At 58.6% G+C, this 20,046-nt stretch carries 14 protein-coding genes; 8 read left to right on the top strand and 6 right to left on the bottom strand.

Going from position 1 to position 20,046, the window contains the following annotated elements; all coding sequences use genetic code 11:
• The first annotated feature begins 18 nt into the window (after nt 1–18).
• The 7 genes from K7B09_RS03270 to K7B09_RS03300 all read left to right on the top strand — a co-directional run bounded on the left by K7B09_RS03270 (nt 19) and on the right by K7B09_RS03300 (nt 9,574).
• The gene (locus K7B09_RS03270) at nt 19–1,167 is read left to right on the top strand and encodes a pyridoxal phosphate-dependent aminotransferase (RefSeq protein WP_223626720.1); all 1,149 of its coding nucleotides are present in this window, start codon (nt 19–21) and stop codon (nt 1,165–1,167) included.
• A gap of 20 nt (nt 1,168–1,187) precedes the next feature.
• Entirely contained in the window at nt 1,188–2,525 is a 1,338-nt protein-coding gene (gene msrA / locus K7B09_RS03275; protein ID WP_223626722.1) for a peptide-methionine (S)-S-oxide reductase MsrA, read from the top strand.
• Between the two features lie 16 nt (nt 2,526–2,541).
• A complete protein-coding gene (locus K7B09_RS03280; protein ID WP_223626724.1) occupies nt 2,542–3,345 on the top strand; it encodes an amidohydrolase in 804 nt (267 codons plus the stop codon).
• Between the two features lie 360 nt (nt 3,346–3,705).
• Nucleotides 3,706–7,809, top strand: a complete 4,104-nt coding sequence (locus tag K7B09_RS03285) for an RHS repeat-associated core domain-containing protein (protein ID WP_223626726.1) — start codon at nt 3,706–3,708, stop codon at nt 7,807–7,809.
• Nucleotides 7,791–8,105: a hypothetical protein gene (locus K7B09_RS03290; protein ID WP_223626728.1), complete on the top strand. Its 315-nt coding sequence runs from the start codon at nt 7,791–7,793 to the stop codon at nt 8,103–8,105. The genes K7B09_RS03285 and K7B09_RS03290 overlap by 19 nt, the downstream gene beginning before the upstream one ends.
• Nucleotides 8,096–8,710, top strand: coding sequence for a hypothetical protein (locus K7B09_RS03295; RefSeq protein ID WP_223626730.1), 615 nt, complete (start codon nt 8,096–8,098; stop codon nt 8,708–8,710). The genes K7B09_RS03290 and K7B09_RS03295 overlap by 10 nt, the downstream gene beginning before the upstream one ends.
• Nucleotides 8,711–8,989: 279 nt before the next feature.
• Complete coding sequence (locus K7B09_RS03300; RefSeq protein ID WP_223626732.1) at nt 8,990–9,574, top strand: SEL1-like repeat protein; 585 nt, start codon at nt 8,990–8,992, stop codon at nt 9,572–9,574.
• A 94-nt stretch (nt 9,575–9,668) separates the two neighbouring features.
• On the opposite strand, the gene K7B09_RS03305 is transcribed toward K7B09_RS03300, so the two are convergent.
• From K7B09_RS03305 to queG, 6 genes are all read right to left on the bottom strand, one after another.
• The gene (locus tag K7B09_RS03305; protein WP_223626734.1) at nt 9,669–11,915 is read right to left on the bottom strand and encodes a nitric-oxide reductase large subunit; all 2,247 of its coding nucleotides are present in this window, start codon (nt 11,913–11,915) and stop codon (nt 9,669–9,671) included.
• 150 nt (nt 11,916–12,065) lie between these two features.
• A complete protein-coding gene (locus K7B09_RS03310) occupies nt 12,066–12,818 on the bottom strand; it encodes a helix-turn-helix domain-containing protein (RefSeq protein ID WP_223626736.1) in 753 nt (250 codons plus the stop codon).
• Between the two features lie 19 nt (nt 12,819–12,837).
• Nucleotides 12,838–14,238 (bottom strand): oxygen-independent coproporphyrinogen III oxidase, encoded by a 1,401-nt coding sequence (gene hemN / locus K7B09_RS03315; protein WP_223626738.1) that lies wholly within the window; start codon nt 14,236–14,238, stop codon nt 12,838–12,840.
• Nucleotides 14,239–14,301: 63 nt separating this feature from the next.
• Nucleotides 14,302–14,955 carry a thiopurine S-methyltransferase gene (locus K7B09_RS03320; RefSeq protein ID WP_223626740.1) on the bottom strand — a complete coding sequence of 218 codons (654 nt, stop codon included), beginning with the start codon at nt 14,953–14,955 and terminating at the stop codon, nt 14,302–14,304.
• 104 nt (nt 14,956–15,059) lie between these two features.
• Complete coding sequence (gene parC, locus K7B09_RS03325; RefSeq protein ID WP_223626742.1) at nt 15,060–17,309, bottom strand: DNA topoisomerase IV subunit A; 2,250 nt, start codon at nt 17,307–17,309, stop codon at nt 15,060–15,062.
• Nucleotides 17,310–17,372: 63 nt separating this feature from the next.
• Complete coding sequence (gene queG / locus K7B09_RS03330; RefSeq protein WP_223626744.1) at nt 17,373–18,425, bottom strand: tRNA epoxyqueuosine(34) reductase QueG; 1,053 nt, start codon at nt 18,423–18,425, stop codon at nt 17,373–17,375.
• Between the two features lie 47 nt (nt 18,426–18,472).
• Between queG and K7B09_RS03335 the strand changes: the two genes are divergently transcribed.
• Nucleotides 18,473–19,945 carry an NAD(P)H-hydrate dehydratase gene (locus K7B09_RS03335; protein WP_223626746.1) on the top strand — a complete coding sequence of 491 codons (1,473 nt, stop codon included), beginning with the start codon at nt 18,473–18,475 and terminating at the stop codon, nt 19,943–19,945.
• Nucleotides 19,946–20,046: the final 101 nt, after the last annotated feature.

The raw sequence follows: 20,046 nt of genomic DNA on the forward strand, positions 1-20,046 counted from the left end.
CACCGTTCAGAGCTGGCGATGCGCGTTGAGACCAAACTGCCCAAGGTGGGCACCACCATTTTTACCGTGATGTCGCAGTTGGCGGCGCAGCATGGTGCGGTCAATCTGGGTCAGGGCTTTCCGGACTTCCCGGTACCGGCGCGCTTGGTGGAGGCACTGACCCGTGCGATGCAGGCGGGGCATAACCAGTATTCGATGATGACCGGCATCCCTGCGCTGCGGCAGGCAATTGCCAGCAAGACCGCGCGCTGCTACGACTGGATGCCGGATGTGGATGCCGAAATCACCGTCACCAGCGGTGCCACCGAAGCGATCTTCAACGCCATCCATGCGGTAGTGCGCGCCGGTGAAGAGGTCATCGTGCTGGATCCGTGCTACGACTGCTACGAGCCGGCGATCGAGTTGGCTGGGGCCACCGCCGTGCATGTGGCGTTGAATCCGCAGACCTTTGCCCCCGATTGGGACGCAGTGCGTGCGGCGATCACCCCGCGCACCCGCATGTTGATGATCAACAGCCCGCACAACCCATCCGGGGCGATGTTCAGCGCGGCCGACATGCAAGCCCTGATCGCGCTATTGGATGGCACCGAAATTATTTTGCTCAGTGACGAGGTGTACGAGCACATCGTGTTTGATGGTGCGCGGCATGAATCGGCGCTGCTGTACCCGCAATTGCGGCAACGCGCTTTCGTGATCTCGAGCTTCGGCAAGACCTACCACTGCACTGGCTGGAAGTTGGGCTATGCGATTGCGCCGCCTGCGCTGTCGGCCGAGTTCCGCAAAGTGCATCAGTACAACGTGTTTTGTTCGTTCAATCCGGCCCAGCATGCGTTTGCCGAAATGATCGAGGCCGAGCCCGAGCATTACGAAACGCTGGGCGCGTTCTATCAAGACAAGCGCGACCGCTTCCGTGCGCAGCTGGCCACGACAAGATTGAAGCTGCTGCCGGTCCCGGGCGGGTATTTCCAGTTGGTGGATTATTCGGCGGTGAGCGACCTGCCCGATTTGGAATTTGCGCGCTGGCTGACGCAAGCGCACGGTGTGACGGGGATTCCGCTATCGCCGTTCTATGCCAATCCGCCTGCCGGCCAACGGTTATTGCGGCTGTGTTTTGCGAAAAACGAAGCCACGGTGAACGCTGCGGTCGAACGCTTGTCCAAGTTGTAATCCCGCCACCGGAGGCAGCCATGTCCACCGACAAGTCCATCGCCCTGCTATTGGCACTGCTGCTGACCGCTGCTGCGGTGTTCTTGGGTTGGCGGGTGGTGAGCGCCCGTCCGATGCCCGTCCCCCCAACTGGAGCCATGCCCGTGAGTAGCCGTCAATTGCAGGATATTTATTTCGGGATGGGCTGTTTTTGGGGCGCGGAAAAACGCCTGCGTGCGGTGCCCGGCGTGGCCGAGGTGGAAGTGGGTTATGCCGGTGGCGATGCGCCTGAAGTCGGTTATGAAGATGTGCTGCGGGAAGAACAACTGATTCGCGGTGGCCGCAGCCACGCCCGCAACCATGCCGAAGTGGTGCGGGTGCGTTATGACCCCAAGCAGCTGGATTTGATGACGCTGCTGGCCACGTTCTGGGAAAACCACGACCCCACCCAGGTGGGCGGGCAGGGCAATGATCTGGGCAGCAATTACCGCAGTGCGATCTACTTCACCAATGCGGCGCAAAAGGCGTTGGCCGAACAAAGCCGCGACATCTATCAGGCCAATCTCGGCAAGGCCGGTTTTGGCACCATCACCACCGAAATCCTGCCGGTACGCAACTACAACCGCGCCGAGGAAAACCATCAGGACTATCTGCTGAAAAACCCGCAAGGCTATTGCGGGCTAGGCGGCACAGGGGTTGCCTTTGGCAAAGGTGTCAACCCGCAAGCCACGCCCGCATTGGATGCCAGCACCCTGAATGCTGCGCGGCAGTTGGTGGTGTATGAGGCCGAAGACTGCGCCTATTGCGAACGCTTTCAGGCCGATGTGCTGGCGCATTGGTCTGCGCCGGTCGCCTTTGTGAAGACGCGCTCGCAGCAAGCACCCAGCGGCTGGGCATTGGCAAAATCACTGGTGGCCACGCCGACGATTGTGCTGTTCGAACACGGGCACGAAGTCTCGCGCTTCACCGGCTATGCCGGTGATGCCAAAAAATTCTGGCAGTGGTTGGGCTTTCATCTGCTTACAAAAGAGCAACAACAAATCGCCTTCGACAGTGGCACCGAGCTACCCGGCACCGGCCCGTATCTGGACGAGCACCGCGCGGGCACCTATGTGGATCCGATCAGCGGCGTGGCGCTGTTTCGCAGCGATGCCAAATTTGATAGCGGCTGCGGCTGGCCCAGTTTCTTCGAACCGAAGGCCGGCGCATTGGAATTCATCGACGACAACAGCCACGGCATGCACCGTGTCGAAGTGCGCAGCACCAGTTCCGGGATCCATTTGGGCCATGTGTTCGATGATGGCCCCCCGCCCACCGGCAAGCGTTATTGCATCAATGGCAAAGTGTTGAAATTCATCCCCGATCCGCCCAAGGCGTGACACTTCAGGACACCGCATGCAAAACCTCCGCGTCTCCATCGTGCAGGGCGATACCCGCTGGCATGACCCCGCCGGTAACCGCGAGTACTACGGCCATTTGATTGCGCCGCTGCACGGCACCACGGATTTGGTGGTGTTGCCGGAAACCTTCACCAGCGGGTTTTCCAACGAGGCCATTGGCAACGCCGAAGACATGCACGGGCCCACCGTGGCGTGGCTGCGTGCGCAAGCGGTCAAGCTGCAAGCCGCCATCACCGGCAGCGTGCAGTTGCGTACCCCGGAAGGCGTGTTCAATCGCATGTTGTTTGCCACACCCGATGGCCAATTGATGCATTACGACAAGCGGCATTTGTTTTCCTTCGCCAAGGAGCACGAACGCTACGCCGCAGGCAGTACGCGGGTGGTGGTGGCGTGGAAAGGCTGGCGCATTTTGTTGCAGGTCTGCTATGACCTGCGCTTCCCGGTGTTTTCACGCAATCGCTTCGATGCCGATCAAGCCGGGCAGGCCGATTACGATGTGGCGCTGTATGTGGCGAACTGGCCAGCGGTGCGCAGCTACCCGTGGAAAACATTGCTGCGCGCCCGCGCCATCGAAAATTTGAGCTATGTGGTGGGCGTCAACCGCGTGGGCACCGATGGCAATGGTCTGCAGTATTCCGGTGACAGCGCGGTGATTGATTTTCTCGGCCACCCACTCAGCGAAGCCACCGATGCCGAAGTGGTCTCCACCATGCTGCTGCAAGCCGCACCGCTGCTGGAACATCGCGCCAGGTTCCCGGCATTGTGTGATGCCGATGGGTTTGGGCTGGGCGTGGATTAGTTAATTAGGATAATCATAAAGGTGTTGTTTACTTGAGTCGTTATTTATAAAATGGGCAACAACCATTCAAGATAAGGAAATCGGATGCCATACATTTCGCTATGCCAATTATTACAAAGATTACTAGCCCTCGCACTGCTTTTGAGTGGCATGACATATATACCTATGGTTCATGCCAACGGAATTTGCGGGCAGGGATATATAATGGGGATTGTCACGACCAAAGATCCGAAAACTAATAAAGTCAGTACAAGTGTGCAATGCGTACGGATGGATGTTATCAGTACGAGAGGTGGAGGCGCAGGTGGCGGAGGCGGTGGGGGTGCTGGCGGCTCAGGAGGACATACCTCCCATTTGTCCATGTCGGATGGCGGCGCAGGGTTCATAGGCAGCAAGGATTCTGGTGACGCGGACCAGACAAAGCTCCCGTGCGGGAACCCGGTCATCATCGACAACGGCAACAAAATTGAACCCGAATCAGACTTTGATACGTCTGGCGAATTTCCATTGCAGCTGACGCGCACCTACAACCACATGTGGAAAGGTGCGGGATTATTTGGCCGCTATTGGAACAGCAGCCTGGACTACAAGCTCACGTTTGGCGGCATGGAGTTGAATGCCTGCTATCCAAGACCGGGTGGCGGTACATGTACCATCGGCGCGGCAACCAGCATCTTTGCCTGGCGTCCTGATGGGCGCGTCGTGAAGTATGTCAAAGCAGCCGATGGCGTCTTCTACGAGAACAAGGCGGATCCGGTGGCACGGATCGTGAAGGAAACAGACGGCTCATTTACACTGCATGCCGATGACGACAGTACAGAAACCTATACCGCGTCCGGCTATATTTCAACCATCTCCAATGCACAAAAAATCCGCTGGACATTCACTTACACCGGTACGACCTATCCGTATCGCGTCACCCATACATCGGGTCGATATATACAATTTACCTGGTCGGGAACGCAACTGACCCAAGTGCAGGATCCTGCCGGAAACTTGTACAGCTATTCGTATTCCGCGAACCAGTTCGGCACCGGCCTGCATCGATTGGCTGCAACAACCTGGCCCGGGACACCCAACACAATCATCACCTACCACTATGAACTTTCCAACGATGCAAGCGCACTGACAGGCAAATCGCTGGGTGGCCTGCGTTATTCCACCTTCACCTACGATTCGACTGGACGTGCGACCAGCACCCAGCACAACGGATTCAACAAGTTCACTTTCGCCTATTCCACTGGTGCCGGGGGCACCGCGAACACCACGGTCACCAATCCCTTGGGCAAGCAGACGACATTTGTCCACGAAGGCGGGAAACTCAAGGCCGTGTCTGGTTCGCCCAGTGCGTACTGTCCTCTCACAACGCATGTGCTGACCGAATACGATGCAAACGGCTATCCAGCCCTGGCGCAGGATGCCAACGGCAACTTCACTGCATACAGCTACAACGCGAAAGGGCAATTACTCAGCCTCACCGAGGCTTATGGAACACCGCTGGCAAGGCAAGCGACGTACGTCTGGGATACGGGTTTCAATCGCGTGAAAGAGGTTGCAAACACCGACCGCAAACTCGTCTATACCTATACGGCTGACGACCGTGTTGCCAGCATCTCCGAAATCAATCTGGGTGCGCCATCGCCGGCCACCAACCTCAACGAGGTGCGTACAACAACCTTCACATACACCAAGCATGCAAACGGCATGCTGGCGACGATGACAATCAATATGCCATCCGCGGGAGGAAGCACAACCAACACCTATGACGCGCTGGGCAACACGGTGTCGATCAGCAACAACCTTAATCACACCACGTCATACGCCAGCCACAGCGGCAACGGTCTTCCCGGGTCCGTCACTGGCCCCAATGGAGATACTCATGAGTATGCCTACGATGCGCAAGGGCGCGTACTGACATTCAGGACGAAGTACAACGGATCAACGCAGAACTACATCTACACCTATAACGGCGACGGAAATCTATCGAGCATGGCAATGCCGGATGGTCAGTCGCGCACGTTCTATTACCATCCCGGCAACCGGGACTGGTTGAGCATCATGCAAGACAGCAGGGCCCCTTGGCTGGGGCAACCCGCTTGGGACGGCATCAGTTGGACCCGGGATGCTGCCGGAAACGTCACACAGATTCGTACATACATCAGCCACGACACCCCGCAGCCTTGTTCGCCAACCCCCTGCAGCCCACAAGGCGCACCAGAATCCGGCGAGGTGACGGGTGTACAGGACGTGCTGGCATTCGCACCATCATCGGTGCAGTCACCGGTGATGGCCGCCCTTGGCGGAGGGGGGTATATCGAAGATCTGAAAACACAAACGTTCATCGACTACGATGAGCTCAACCGCGTTCGCGCACGTCGCGGCAATAATCAGCAGAACGTCCGCTACACCTATGATGCAAATGGAAATTTGGAGACGATCACCGACTCCCTCAACAACATCACTCGGTTCACCTACGACGCCCTCAACCGAGTCATTGAAAACCGTGACCCGAACAATGAATCAACCCACTTTGCCTATGGCATCGCATCAGACAACATCGTTCGCGTAACGGATCCACGAGGAAAGCAGACCCACTACGTGTACGACGGATTCGGTCAACTGTGGCAGCAGGACAGCCCGGATACGGGAATAACCCATTACACCTACGATGCACAAGGCCGGCAGACATCGATGACGCGGGCAAGCAATCAGGTCACGGCCTATACGCACGACAGTCTCGGCCGCTTGACGGGTGTTTCCGCAGACGGTTCCACACAAGCATTTACCTACGACACCTGCGCCAACGGCAAAGGCCGGCTGTGCATGGTCAGCGACCCTACGGGGAGCGCCAGCTTCAGCTACACCCCGCAAGGCCAGGTGCTGTCGCAGTCCAGCACCCTGCCAGCAGGGGGCACCGGTACCCTTGCCTACACCTATGACCTGATGGGCCGGCTCAGCACCATCACCTACCCGGATTCCACGCTTGCCTCATACACCTACGCATACGGCAAGCCCGTGTCGATGAAAGCCACCATCAACGGCGCAAACCAATCCATCCTCACCCTGGCACAGAACCTGCCCTTCGGGCCTGCCACCCAATGGACGTACGGCAACGACGTCCGCCGTACCTATGCCTATGACCTGGACGGGCGCATCACAGGCGTTGGCGCAGGGGTACTGGCACAACCGCCGCTGCAGAGTCTGACGTATGGCTACAACGCCAACGACAACATCGCCCGGATCACCAACGGCATCAACGCCAGCCTGACGCAAGACTACGGCTATGACGCTCTGTCCAGGCTGACATCGGCAATGGCCACCGGCGCAAACCAGTCATTTGCTTACGACGCCAGCGGCAACCGCACCCGCCATACCCGCAACAGCGCCATCGACACCTACACCATTGCGGGGACAAGCAACCGCTTGCTGTCCCTCGCCGGCGGCGTGTCGGCCAGCTTCGCCTACGACGCAAACGGCAATGTGACATCGGGTGACGGCAACAGCTATACCTACGACGCCTTCAACCGGATGGCCACGGCAACGCGGGCCGGAGTAACCACCAGTTATGCGGTGAACGCCCTTGGCCAGCGGGTCTACAAGCAGGTGGGCGGGGTGGGTTCCTGGTTCCTGTATGGCGCAGGCAACACGCTGCTGTCTGAATTCAGCACGGGACAGGGTTGGACGCACTACCTCCCGTTTGCGGGTGAACGAGTAGCGATGGTGCGGGGTGGCCAGGTGTATTACCTGCACAACGACCATTTGGGGCGGCCGGAGATTGCGACCAACAGCGCGAAGGCCGTGGTGTGGCGTGCCAACAACGATGCATTCGACCGGACGGTGACGCTGGACGCCATCGGCGGATTGAACCTGGGCTTTCCGGGGCAGTATTTCGATGCCGAGACCGGCCTGTGGAGCAACGGATTTCGCGATGGCTACGACAGCAAACGTGGCCGCTATCTGCAATCCGATCCGATTGGGTTGGCGGGGGGTGTGAATACGTATGCCTATGTTTCCTCGAATCCAATCAGCAATATTGACCCCCTTGGGCTCGTAGATTGGAATGTTGGGACTTGGCAGATCAATGTTGGAAAAGGCCTCTTTGGAGCGGGAACAGGTCGTTTTACCGCAACCTCGGAATGCGTAGATGGCAAGTTCGCTGTCGTGTCTGGAGTTTTCAGCTTTGCTGGCGCAGGGTTTTCAGTTCCCGGAGTACAGGGGGCAACAAGCAAATTTTATGATGGAAATTCAAAGATAGACCCGAGTGTATTCAATGGTGGTTATGTCTCTTTGTCAGTATCAGCCTCTATCGGAGGTGGGATTGGATATTCCGCAACGAGAATTGGCGATGTCAAATCGGATTTCAGTTTTGGAGCTGTAGGTGGGATTGGGGGCGGAACAAGTGCGGATTTTGGCGCCGCAGAAACAACCGGAGCAAACTTCTACAAATGCGGTTGCAGCAAATGATTAGTTTATTGGGGGTTCTCTTTTTATTTCTTGGCCTTGTTTCTACTGTAGGCCGGATTTCGTTGTTTAGTTCCATTCGAAGAAGGTATCCGGTGGCCTACAAGAAGATAGGATCACCTTCTGTATATTTCATCAACTTTAATCCGGTCATCCCTCTCTCTGTAATTGAGATGGATGTTGGCAGCGAAGATTTTTCATCGTATAAAAGAATAAGATTTGCAATTATCGTTGCTGAAATGCTACTTGCTGCCTTTATTGTGGTTTTTGCATATCTCATATTTCTAGATTGGATTTAGCTAACATCTATACCTGTGACGGAAGGAATCCGGTTCCCCTCGTTGACCCGTGGGGCTTGGATGGTGCCGGTATGGGTTGGACGCCAGAGCAAATGCACCAAATGGGTGAGGCACACGGCAAGTACATTCATGATTATTCGGCAGGTTTGAGAGATTTTCTGTGCAACTATCTTGATATGCGAAATTTCAATACGATTGATGTAGATAAATATTTTCACTACAAAGCTAATTGTGAGGCTACTAAGCAGGGTCAGGGAGGCAAGGGTGCAGCTTGCGATGTCAGCAATACACGAGAGAAATTTGACCAGAACGTGAAAAGAGACCCAGCCTCTGCATCGGCGGCAGACCGGCAGACCAAGCTGCCAACATCTTCGGTCGCAGTAACGCTGGCTCAGGAACCTGCAGCCAAGTATGTTCTGTGCACCGCCCATCGGGCTTGGGGTCGGAGTACTAGCATGAGGAAGGCGATGCAAGTAGCAGTGGTTCTGATTATTTTTTTAGTGGTGATCATGGTCGGATTTTGGATCAAACGCCAACTTTCTATCGACAGCTGCCTTGATGAGGGGGGTAAATGGAACTACTCACTATCAAGCTGCGATAGATAAGAAATACATATCCGGAAGCTTCGAAAAATACGGGGCTTCTTTATCCAGCTCTCATGCATGATATTTGATGATCAGGCGATCCAGCACTTCGCGCACCACGCCTATTCGTTGATAAAATACGAAACATCAACAATTTGGTATGAAAGCAGTCGCCACCGCCTATCCCCTTTGGATATTCCACCCAATGGGCGTACGGCAACGACGTCCGCCGTACCTATGCCCTATGACCAAGGCGGGCGAAAAACGGGGAAAACGGGGTCATAAGAATTGAAGCCGGAGATGTTGAAAGAGTCATATTCCCCGCTGGATGCTGATCGTTTTGCTCTCGCGTGGTCGCCCTCTCAGAGAGGGAGCAAACGTCAAGCAGTTGAGCTTGGCCAGGAACTAGTGCGCGATGGCTATAAGCCCGCGCACTTGCTGATGGGATTGATTTATGAGTTTGGCGGTGACGGAATAGAAGTAGATCTATCCAAGGCAGTCGATCATTATCGAATGACCGCCTATGCGATTCCGTCTCCGATTGGCTATATCCATTTAGCTCGGGCACTAATGAAGAAAGGTAAGGAAAGTTATCCGGAGGCCCTTAGATATCTGAAAGAAGCTGACAGGGAGGGAGCCACCCCAGAGTTGAATCTCGCTTATGCCAAGTATTATGAGCCCGCCTCTGTGCCCGACTACGCGACCGCACAGCAACACTATCTGAAAGCTGCGCTACGTGGTCGATTCATGGGGTTCTTTGGATATGCAACGATGTCGAGAAGACTGGGGCAGCATTTCAGGGCATTGCTGGTTGATTGCACTCGGACCGCGCTAGGCCCTTTCATCTTCTTGCTTCTTGGAAAAACAGCAAGAAAAGGGTTTTAGAGGTGGAAAGCAGGGTCAGGCTCACCTAATCCGAAGGCTATAAAAAAGGGACGGCTTGCGCCGTCCCTGAGGGTGGTACCAAGGGGTTTTTGGATTACTTGCTGAGGCTAGGCTTCAGCCATTTGCGGGCCACGAACAGGGCAAGCAGCAGGGCGCCGGCGGAGAACACCAGGTCGCCCGGCATGCGCATCCATACCAGCATGTCGATGATCGGGCGGTTCATGAACTCGGCCGAACGTGCGAACCAGTAGCCATGTTCCAGTGCGGCATTGAGTTGCAGTACGCCCATCGGCAGCAGCGTCAGCAAACCCATCAGGCCCAAGCCGATGTTCAGGCTCCAGAACGCGCCGCGTAGCAGACCTTCCGGCCATTGCACTTGCGGCTTCAGGCCGCGCAGGCAGAACAGCATCAAACCAATACCCAGCATGCCGTACACACCAAACAGCGCGGTATGGCCGTGCAGCGCGGTCAGGTTCATGCCCTGCATGTAGAACAGCGCCAGCGGGGTGTTGACCAGGAAGCCGAACAAGCCCGCGCCCACCAGGTTCCAGAAGCTGGTGGCCAAGAAGAACATGATCGGCCACTTGTAGCGTTCCATCCACGGGGTGGCGCGGCTATGGCTCCAGGTTTCATAGGCTTCCAGCCCGATCAGCGCCAGCGGCACCACTTCCAGTGCCGAGAAGCTGGCACCTAGTGCGACAGCCGCGGTGGTGGTGCCGGCAAAGTACAGATGGTGGAACATGCCCAGCACGCCGCCGCTCAGATACACGATGGTGGCGAACAACACATTGATGGTGGCGGACTTGCCGCGCAGCAGCCCCAGTTTGACGAACAGGAAGCTCATCACGGCAACGGCGAACACTTCGAAGAAGCCTTCCACCCACAGATGCACCACCCACCAGCGCCAGTATTCGACCACCGAGATGTGGCTGTTTTCGCCCCACATCAGGCCGGCACCGTAGAACAGGCCGATGGCCACCGTGGACAGGAACAGCAGGCCCACGATCGAGGACATTTCATCCTTGCGCTGCATCGCCGGCCACAACGCACGGCCGACCAGGGTCAGCCACACCAGCAGGCCGACGAACAGGAACGCCTGCCAGAAACGGCCGATGTCCACGTATTCCCAGCCTTGATGGCCAAACCAGAAGTTGTACTTCAGGCCCAACTTCTGCATGACCGCAAACCACTGGCCGGTAAACGAGCCGACGACAATGATCAGCAAGCAGACGAACAGGAAGTTGACGCCAGCGCGCTGGTATTTCGGTTCATGGCCGGAGATCGCCGGGCCGATATACAGGCCGGTGGCCAGCCACGCGGTGGCAATCCACAACACCGCCAGTTGCGTATGCCAACTGCGGGTCAGTGCATACGGCAGGAACTCGGCAATCTTGAAACCGTAAGCTTCCTGGCCTTCCACCTGGAAGTGCGCGGTGGTGGCACCCAGCAGGATTTGGCACAGGAACAGCGCAATCACCACCCAGAAATATTTGGCGGTGGCTTTCATCGACGGGGTGATGGTCAAGCCCTGCAACGGATCCTGCGCGGGTGGTGTCGGCAGCGCTTCCTTGCCGTGATAGGCGGCGTAGTGCCACGCCAGCAAACCAACGCCACCAATCAGGAACAGGATCGAGAACATCGACCAGATAAATGTATCGGAGGTTGGCGTGTTGCCAATCAGCGGCTCGTAGGGCCAGTTGTTGGTATAGGTGCGATGGGTTTCGCCGGGACGATCGGTGCCGGCAGCCCATGCCGTCCAGAAGAAAAACGCGGTCATTGCGCGCCGATTGTCGGCATCCGGCACCGTGTTTTCACGCATGGCATAGGCTTCGCGCAGTGCATGCGTGGCGGGATCATTGGAGAACACGCTCTCGTAATGTGCGGCCACATTACTGATCGCTTGCGCCCGCATATTGCTGACGACGATGTCTTGTTTGCTGGCATCAAACGTGTTGGAGCGTATCAAGGGTTTGACGCTGGCCTGGGTCTTGGCCTGATCACCAGCCTCCATGCTGGCGTAGGACTGCCCGGCATCACTACGCGCCTGCAATTCCAGCATGGCTTCGATTTCGCGATGCAGCCAGTCAGCCGACCAGTCGGGTGCCAGCAGTGCACCGTGGCCCCAGATCGAGCCGAGTTGTTGGCCGCCGATGCTTTGCCAGACTTGGCGGCCGCGATCGATATCGGCTTTGGTGTAAAGGACTTGGCCGTTGGCGGCAACGACGCGGTTGGGGATGGGTGGGGCAGTGTGGATCAAATCCACGCCCAGCCAAGCCATAACCGCAAAACTTGCGATCAGCAGGGCGGCCAAGCCCAGCCAAAGCCGTTTCGTGGTGGACATAGTGACTCTCCTGATTGATCAAGCCGAATAAAATCAGCGGTGGCATCGTCGGTGGTTCCGCGATGCCACTCCATGACTTGTGTCAATTGTGTGTGAAGAACGCAAAAATCAGGGCAAGTACCACGGCAGGATCATGCGTGTGCGACAGCATCAGTCGCGCAGGATGGGCGCGGCGAGGGCTTCGATACGGTCCTGATCAAGCAGCTCGACTTCGCGGCGATCCACCGCAAGGATGCCGTCATCCTGCATTCGGCGCAGCACGCGGCTCACCGTTTCCGGTGCCAGGCGCAGGTAGTTGGCAATGTCGGTGCGTGCCATCGTCAATTGGAAGCGCGTGGCCGAAAATCCGCGTGCTGACAATCGCCGGGACATCCCCAGCAGGAACGCGGCAACACGCTGATCGGCGCTCCAATCACCCGCCAACAAGGCGGCGCGGCCGATGTCGCGGCTGAGCAGGCGGAACAATTCACGCTGCACGCCGGGTACCTTCGCCGCCAATACTGAAATCTTGGGGAAGGAGAATTTGCACAGCATCACCGTATCCAGTGCGATGGCATCGCAGGGGTAGCGGTGGCCGTCGATGGCGTTCAGTCCGATAACTTCGCCGGGGAAATGGAAGCCCAGCACATGCTCGTGGCCGTCGCGATCGGTCACGCAGGTCTTGACCGTGCCGGCGCGCACCGCAGCGATGGCTTCAAACGGGTCACCTTCGCGGAACACATGTTCACCGGCATGGAACGGGCCAATGTGTTCCACCAGCACATGCAGTTCTTTCAGCGCACTCTTGTCCATGCCCTGCGACAAACAGGCGTGCGAGAACGCGCAGGTGGAGCAAAACTGCAGTTCATTGCCGTCATCGGACAGCACTTGCGGGCTCAGCCGCGGAAACGGCAGGCCGCTCATCGCACACTCCGGCAACAAGTCAGATCGCGCGCGAGAAGCGCGGTTTGGTGTCGGCAGCGGTTGGGGTCAGGTATTGGTCGAAGCACATGGCAATGTTACGCAATAGCAGCCGACCTTGCGAGGTGGCTTCGATGTTGCCTTGGCCAAATCGCACCAATCCGTCCTCCTGCAGCGGCTGCAACTGCGCCAGCGCACCGGCGAAGTAGTCTTCAAAGCGGATACCGTAACGGCGCTCCAGTGCGGCTACCGGGATTTGGCCCTGGCACATCAGCGATTGGATCAGGTCGGCACGCAGCGTGTCGTCCTCGCTCATGCGCATCCCGCGGAACACCGGTAGCTTGCCGGTATCAATGGCGATCTCCCAACTGGGTAAATCGCGCGGATTTTGGCTGAAGGTATTGCCGATATGGCTGATGGCAGAGACGCCCAGACCAATCAAATCGCTATCCGCGTGGGTGGTGTAACCCATGAAATTGCGGTGCAGGCCGCCGCGCTGCTGCGCTTGTGCCAGATCATCATCGGGCAAGGCGAAATGGTCCATGCCGATATAGACATAGCCCGCGGCAGTGAGTTTTTCCACCGCCAATTGCAGCAGCGCCAGTTTGGCGTCACCGTCCAGCAGCAGGGCCTCGTCGATTTGCTTTTGCGCTTTGAACAGGTGCGGCATATGCGCATAGCTGTACACCGCCAGCCGGTCTGGACGGATCTCGGTGACGATATCCAGCGTCTTGCCGAAGCCTTCCAGATTTTGCCCCGGCAGGCCATAGATCAAATCGATATTGACCGAACGGAACCCGGCACTGCGTGCGGCATCCACCACGGCACGGGTTTCTTGCACGCTCTGGATGCGATTGACCGCTTCTTGCACCTTGGGGTCGAAATCCTGCACGCCCAGCGATGCGCGGTTGAACCCGGTCGCGGCCAGTGCCGGCATCCATGCGGGGTCGCAGAAGCGCGGGTCGATTTCGATCGAAATATCGCTGTCGCGGCGGTCGGCAAAATGGAATTGCCGGCGCAGCACATCCACGGTGTCGGCCAATTGCGTGGGGTTGAGGAAGTTCGGTGTGCCGCCACCAAAGTGCAACTGGATCACTTCCCGATCACGGTCAAACGCGGGGGCAATCAACGCGACTTCGCGATACAGGCGCGCCAGATAGCTATCCGATCGGCCCAAATCACGGGTGATGATGCGGTTGCAGCCGCAGTAAAAACACGGGCTAAAGCAAAACGGCACATGCACATACAGTGATAGCCGGCGCGGGATGGGTTCCTCATTGCTGGCCTGCACGGCTTCGCGCAGCTGCACCTCACCGAACTCCGCGCTGAATTGGGGCGCGGTCGGGTACGAGGTATAGCGCGGGCCGGGGCGATCGTAGCGACGCGCCAAATCGGCATCAAAGGCAATAGTCTGGGAGTGCATGGGCGCAGCTTAGGCAGATACGGGCAGATACGAATTGATCTTGATCAATCACTTGCGATGCGGTCAGCGGCGATGCAAGGCATACACGGCAGTATCCACCCGCGATGCCCCATTCACGAAGCCGGGGTGAGCCGCGGGAATGTTGCGCCGTTCGCACAGCGCGACATCCCAATGTTCGCCATAGCGTGCACGTACTTCGTCTTCGTGTACCGAGAACGGTGGGCCGTCGCGGTCTTGTTGCGGGTATTCCAGAGTAATCAGCAAGCCTTGGCAGTTGCTGGGCAGTGCTGCGTAGAGTTCTGCCACATAGCGTTGGCGCAGATCAGGGGGAAGTGCAATCAATGCGGCACGGTCGAACACGGCGGCACAGCTTGATAGTGCGTCACGATCCAGCCCGAAGGCGTCGCCATGGATGATTTCAATACCACCGGCGAGGTAGTGCGTGCCGTAGCGGCTTTGACGCAGCTCCGGCATCAATGCGTGGTCAGCAAAAAATTGTTCGATGGCCAGTTGTGACAGTTCCACGCCCAGCACGCGATGGCCTTGTGCGGCCAGCCATGCCAGGTCCAGCGATTTTCCGCATAGCGGCACGAACACGGTGCAATCGGCGGCAACGCCCAATCCGGCCCAGTGCTTTTGCAATAACGGGGTGGGGGTGGATTGGTGAAAACCGATTTGCTGGTTGGCCCAGCGTTGGTGCCAGAAGTCGGGTTGCATGGGTGTCTCCTTTGGATCGCTGGTGAAGCCGCCGTGCGTTTCGCGTAGCCGCATTTCGAGCGACGTAGCGAAACGCACGGCGGCTTCACCAGCGTTGGAATGGTTCAGGCTTCCACCATCAATCCATCCACTTTTTGCCAGCCACGCGGCAGCAAACCACCGCGTGAGCCGCGCGCGCCCAGATACGGCTCCAATTCCTTGTACGCGAGCGTCATCGTGCGTGCACCCGATTGCACCAACAACTTGCCGGTGGCGGGCACGACTGCAATCGCCACCACATGCTCGGTGCCGCGCTTGGCTTTGGGGATGTCGATGATCTTGTTGCCCTTGCCTTTATCCAGCTCCGGCAATTCGCTGATGGAAAATGCCAGCACGTGACCGGCACTGGTGATGGCAACGATGCGAGCGGCCTCGATGTTGGCCACTGGCGCGGGTGGCAACACCGTGCCACCTTCCCCCAGCGACAGCAGCGCCTTGCCGGCTTTCTGGCGTCCGGTCAGGTTTTCAAAGCGGGTGACGAAGCCATAGCCGTGGCTCGATGCGATCACGAATTTATGGTCGTTATCGCCGCTGGCAAGTGCCTGGAAGGTGCTGCCGGGTGCGGGCGAGAAGCGCCCGGTGAGTGGCTCGCCATTGCCGCGCGCGCTGGGCAGGGTGTGCACGGCAGTGGAGTAACTGCGGCCAGCGGAATCAATGAACGCCACTTGCTGATTGCTGCGTGCGCGCACCGCCAGCAGCAGGCTGTCGCCATCGCGATAACTGAGCGTTGCGGCATCGATATCGTGGCCTTTCGCAGCGCGTACCCAGCCCTTTTCACTCAGCACCACGGTCATTGGCTCACTGGCCACCAGCTCGGTTTCATCCAGTGCTTGCGCGGCTTGGCGTGCCACCAGAGGGCTGCGGCGGGCATCGCCAAACTTCTTGGCATCGGTCAACAATTCATCCTTGACCAGTTTTTTCAGCTTGGTTTTGTTGTCCAGGATTGAAATCAGTGTTTGACGCTCGGCCGCCAGCTCGTCCTGCTCGCCACGAATCTTCATTTCTTCCAGCCGCGCCAATTGCTTCAGGCGGGTATCCAGGATGTAATCGGTCTGCTCCTCGCTGAGGCTGAAACGTGCCATCAGCACCGCTTTGGGCTCGTCCTCGCTGCGAATGATGCGAATGACTTCATCCAGGTTGAGGAAGGCCACCAGCAAACCTTCCAGCAGGTGCAGGCGACGTTCAACTTTTTCCAGCCGATGCTGCAAGCGGCGGATGACGGTGTCTTGACGGAAAGTCAGCCATTCGGATAGCAGCATTTTCAGGTTTTTGACCTGTGGGCGGCCATCCAACCCGATCACATTCATATTGACCCGGAAGCTTTTTTCCAGGTCGGTGGTGGCAAACAAATGCCCCATGAGTTGGTCGGCATCCACGCGGTTGCTGCGCGGCACCAGCACGATCCGGGTGGGATTGGCGTGGTCGGATTCATCGCGGATGTCTTCCAGCCACGGCAGTTTCTTGGCCCGCATTTGTGCGGCAATCTGCTCGATGATTTTGGACGGCGAAACTTGATGTGGCAGTTCGGTGATGACGATATTATTGTGTTCTTTCACAAACACGCCACGTGCCCGCACGCTGCCGAGGCCGGTTTCATACATCGCCAGCAAGTCGCCGGGCGAGGTGATGATTTCCGCCGCAGTGGGGTAATCCGGGCCGCGCACGTGTTCGCACAGGTCGCGCACCGTGGCGTCGGGGTCATCCAGCAAGCGCACGCAGGCGCTGACGACTTCATTGAGGTTGTGCGGCGGCACATCGGTGGCCATGCCGACGGCAATGCCTGTAGTGCCGTTGAGCAGCAGGTGCGGCAAGCGCGCCGGCATCCACGTGGGTTCTTCCAGCGTGCCATCGAAATTGGGCACCCAATCGGCGGTACCGTGGCCCAATTCACCCAGCAACACTTCGGCAATCGGCGACAGTTTGGATTCGGTATAGCGCATCGCCGCGAACGACTTGGGGTCATCGCTGCTGCCGAAATTGCCCTGCCCTTCGATCAGCGGGTAGCGGTACGAAAATGGCTGCGCCATCAGCACCAATGCTTCATAGCAGGCGCTGTCGCCATGCGGATGGTATTTGCCGATCACGTCGCCCACGGTGCGTGCCGATTTTTTCGGCTTGGCCGATGCCGCCAGCCCCAGCTCGCTCATCGCATAGATGATGCGGCGCTGTACCGGCTTCAGGCCATCGCCGATGAACGGCAGGGCGCGGTCGAGCACCACATACATCGAGTAGTCAAGATACGCGCGCTCGGCGTATTCGCGCAGGGGGATTTGTTCAAAGCCGTGAAACGTGGTGCGCAGGAGGTCGTCGGTCATCTGCATAGTCTAAGGCTAGCGCCGGTCAACGAACATTGCGTACAGAAGTTGCGGCTGTTTCACTCAGGCCTGATGCTGCCGTAGCGCCCATTCCACATGCTCACGCACCACCGGCGAGGGGTGGTCGCGGCGGGAGTGAAGTGCCGCCAGCACTGCGGGTGTGGTGGGTGCGTTGCCCAGCGCGATGGCGATATTGCGCAGCCAGCGTTCATGCCCGCTGCGGCGGATGGCGCTGCCTTCGCTGCGGCGCAGGAATTCGTCTTCTTCCCAGGCAAACAGGTCCACCAGGCTGGCGTTGTCGAGGTCATTGCGGACGCGGAAGTCCGGCTCGTCGCTGCGTTTGGCGAATTTGTTCCACGGACAGACCAACTGACAGTCATCGCAGCCGTAGATACGGTTGCCTATCAGTGGGCGCAACGCTTCGTCGATGCTGCCTTCATGTTCGATGGTGAGATAAGAAATGCAGCGGCGCGCATCCAGCCGATAAGGCGCGGTGATCGCGCCGGTGGGGCAAACATCGATACAGCGCGTGCAGCTGCCGCAATGCGCGCTGGCGGGCGGGTCGATGGGCAGAGGAATATCGACAAACAATTCACCCAGAAAAAACCAGCTGCCACCGTGTTTGTCGATCAAGCAGGTGTGTTTGCCAATCCAGCCCAGCCCGGCATTGCGCGCCAACGCGCGCTCCAATACGGGCGCAGAATCGGTGAAGGCACGGTGGCCGAATGGGCCGATTTCCGCCTGCACGACCTCCGCCAATTTTTGCAGGCGGTTGCGCATCAGCTTGTGGTAGTCGCGGCCCAGCGCGTAGCGCGCCACGTAGGCGCGTTCGTGCGCGCGCAGGTTGGCCCATGCGGCGTCGGGGTCCTTGCCGTAATCCAGGCCCACCGAAATCACCCGCAAGGTGCCGGGCAGCAATTCGGCAGGCCGCGCACGCAGCGTGCCGTGGCGGGCCATCCATTCCATCGAGCCGTACAAGCCTTGCTGCAACCAATCCAGCAGATGTGCTTCGTCTTCACCCAGTTCGATGCCGGAAATTCCCACGCGCTGGAAGCCAGCCGCATGGGCAAGTTTGCGGATACGCTGCGCCAGTGCGTTGTAGTCGGGTGTGGACATGGCGCAAATTATAGGTCTGCGCCGCGTTGCCACCCCGGAGTCCTTCGATGCATAGCCCGTATCCACTGTTTGATCCTGCGGCACTGCGCGAAATGGAAGCACGCGGCGCGCATTATTTTGATGGCGATGCCTTTGCATTGATGGCGCGTGCCGGGCAGGCCGGTTGGCGCTGCCTGCTCAAGCATTGGCCGCAGGCACTGCGGATTGTGGTGGTGTGCGGGCCGGGCAATAACGGTGGCGATGGCTATGTGCTGGCGCGGCATGCGCACACTGCGGGGCGTACGGTACGTGTGGTGCAGCTCGCGCCACCTGCAACCCCATTGGCACAGCGGGCATGCGCGGAGTATGTCGAAGCGGGTGGCGCGTTTGGCCCTGCATTGGGTGATTGCGATGTGATTGTCGATGCACTGTTCGGCATTGGCCTGTCGCGTCCGTTGGATGCGGTCACTGCGGCACATATCGACGCGATCAATGCGTATCCCGCCAAGGTGTTGTCACTGGATGTGCCCAGTGGCATCGATGCGCGCAACGGGCATGCGGTTGGCATGGCCATCCTGGCCGATGTGACGGTGCAATTCCTCGCCCGGCACCGTGGCTTGCGCACCGGCATGGCCTTGGATCATTGCGGGAAATTGGAGTTGGCGGGATTGGACTTGCCCGAGGCATTGTGGACGGGTATTGCACCGTCGGCGCTGGCGTTTCGTGCCGATGCCTTGCACGAGTGTTTGCCGCTGCGCCCGCGCAATGGCCACAAAGGGCGCAATGGCCATGTGCTGTGCATCGGCGGCGAACATGGCAGCGGTGGCGCGATTGTCCTGGCCGCGCAAGCCGCGTTGCGCACGGGGGCCGGCTTGGTCAGCGTGGCGACGCGTGCCATGCATGTGCCAGCGCTATTGGCGCGCTGCCCGGAAGTGATGGCGCATGCCGTGGAAAGCAGTGCCGAGTTGCTGCCATTGTTGGCACGTGCCGATGTGATTGCCATTGGCCCCGGTTTGGGCCAGGGCGAGTGGGGCCGGGCGATGCTGGCCGCTGTGCTGCACGCGCTCACGCCGCGGGTGCTGGATGCCGATGCGCTCAATCTGCTGGCCGCATCTGCCACGACACTGGGCGAGGACGACATCATCACCCCGCATCCAGGCGAAGCCGCACGCTTGTTGGCAACCACCACGACGGATATTCAAGCCGATCGCTTTGCGGCAGCCACTGCCTTGCAGGACAAGTTCGGCAGCAGCGTGGTACTGAAAGGTGCGGGCAGCCTGGTGCAAGCGGCGGGCAGCGTGCCGGCGGTGATTGGCGCCGGTAATCCCGGCATGGGCGTGGGCGGCATGGGCGATGTGTTGACCGGCGTGATTGCAGCCTTGCGCGGGCAAGGTTTTGCAGCACCAGCGGCGGCCACCATCGGCGCACTGCTGCATGCCGCCGCCGGCGATGCGGCCGCATTGGACGATGGCGAGCGCGGCTTGTTGCCCAGTGATTTGCTGCCTTGGCTGCGCAGATTGGCCAATCCAGTGCGACGGTAATGTCGCTGATTCACGCCGCCTCCCTCTATGGATTCGAGGAATCGCTCTCAACTCATGTTGCGTCGCAGCCGATGAGATGCCGCTGTGCTCAAATGGCGTTT

This window comes from Thermomonas beijingensis, assembly GCF_020034655.1.
Lineage (GTDB): Bacteria > Pseudomonadota > Gammaproteobacteria > Xanthomonadales > Xanthomonadaceae > Thermomonas > Thermomonas beijingensis.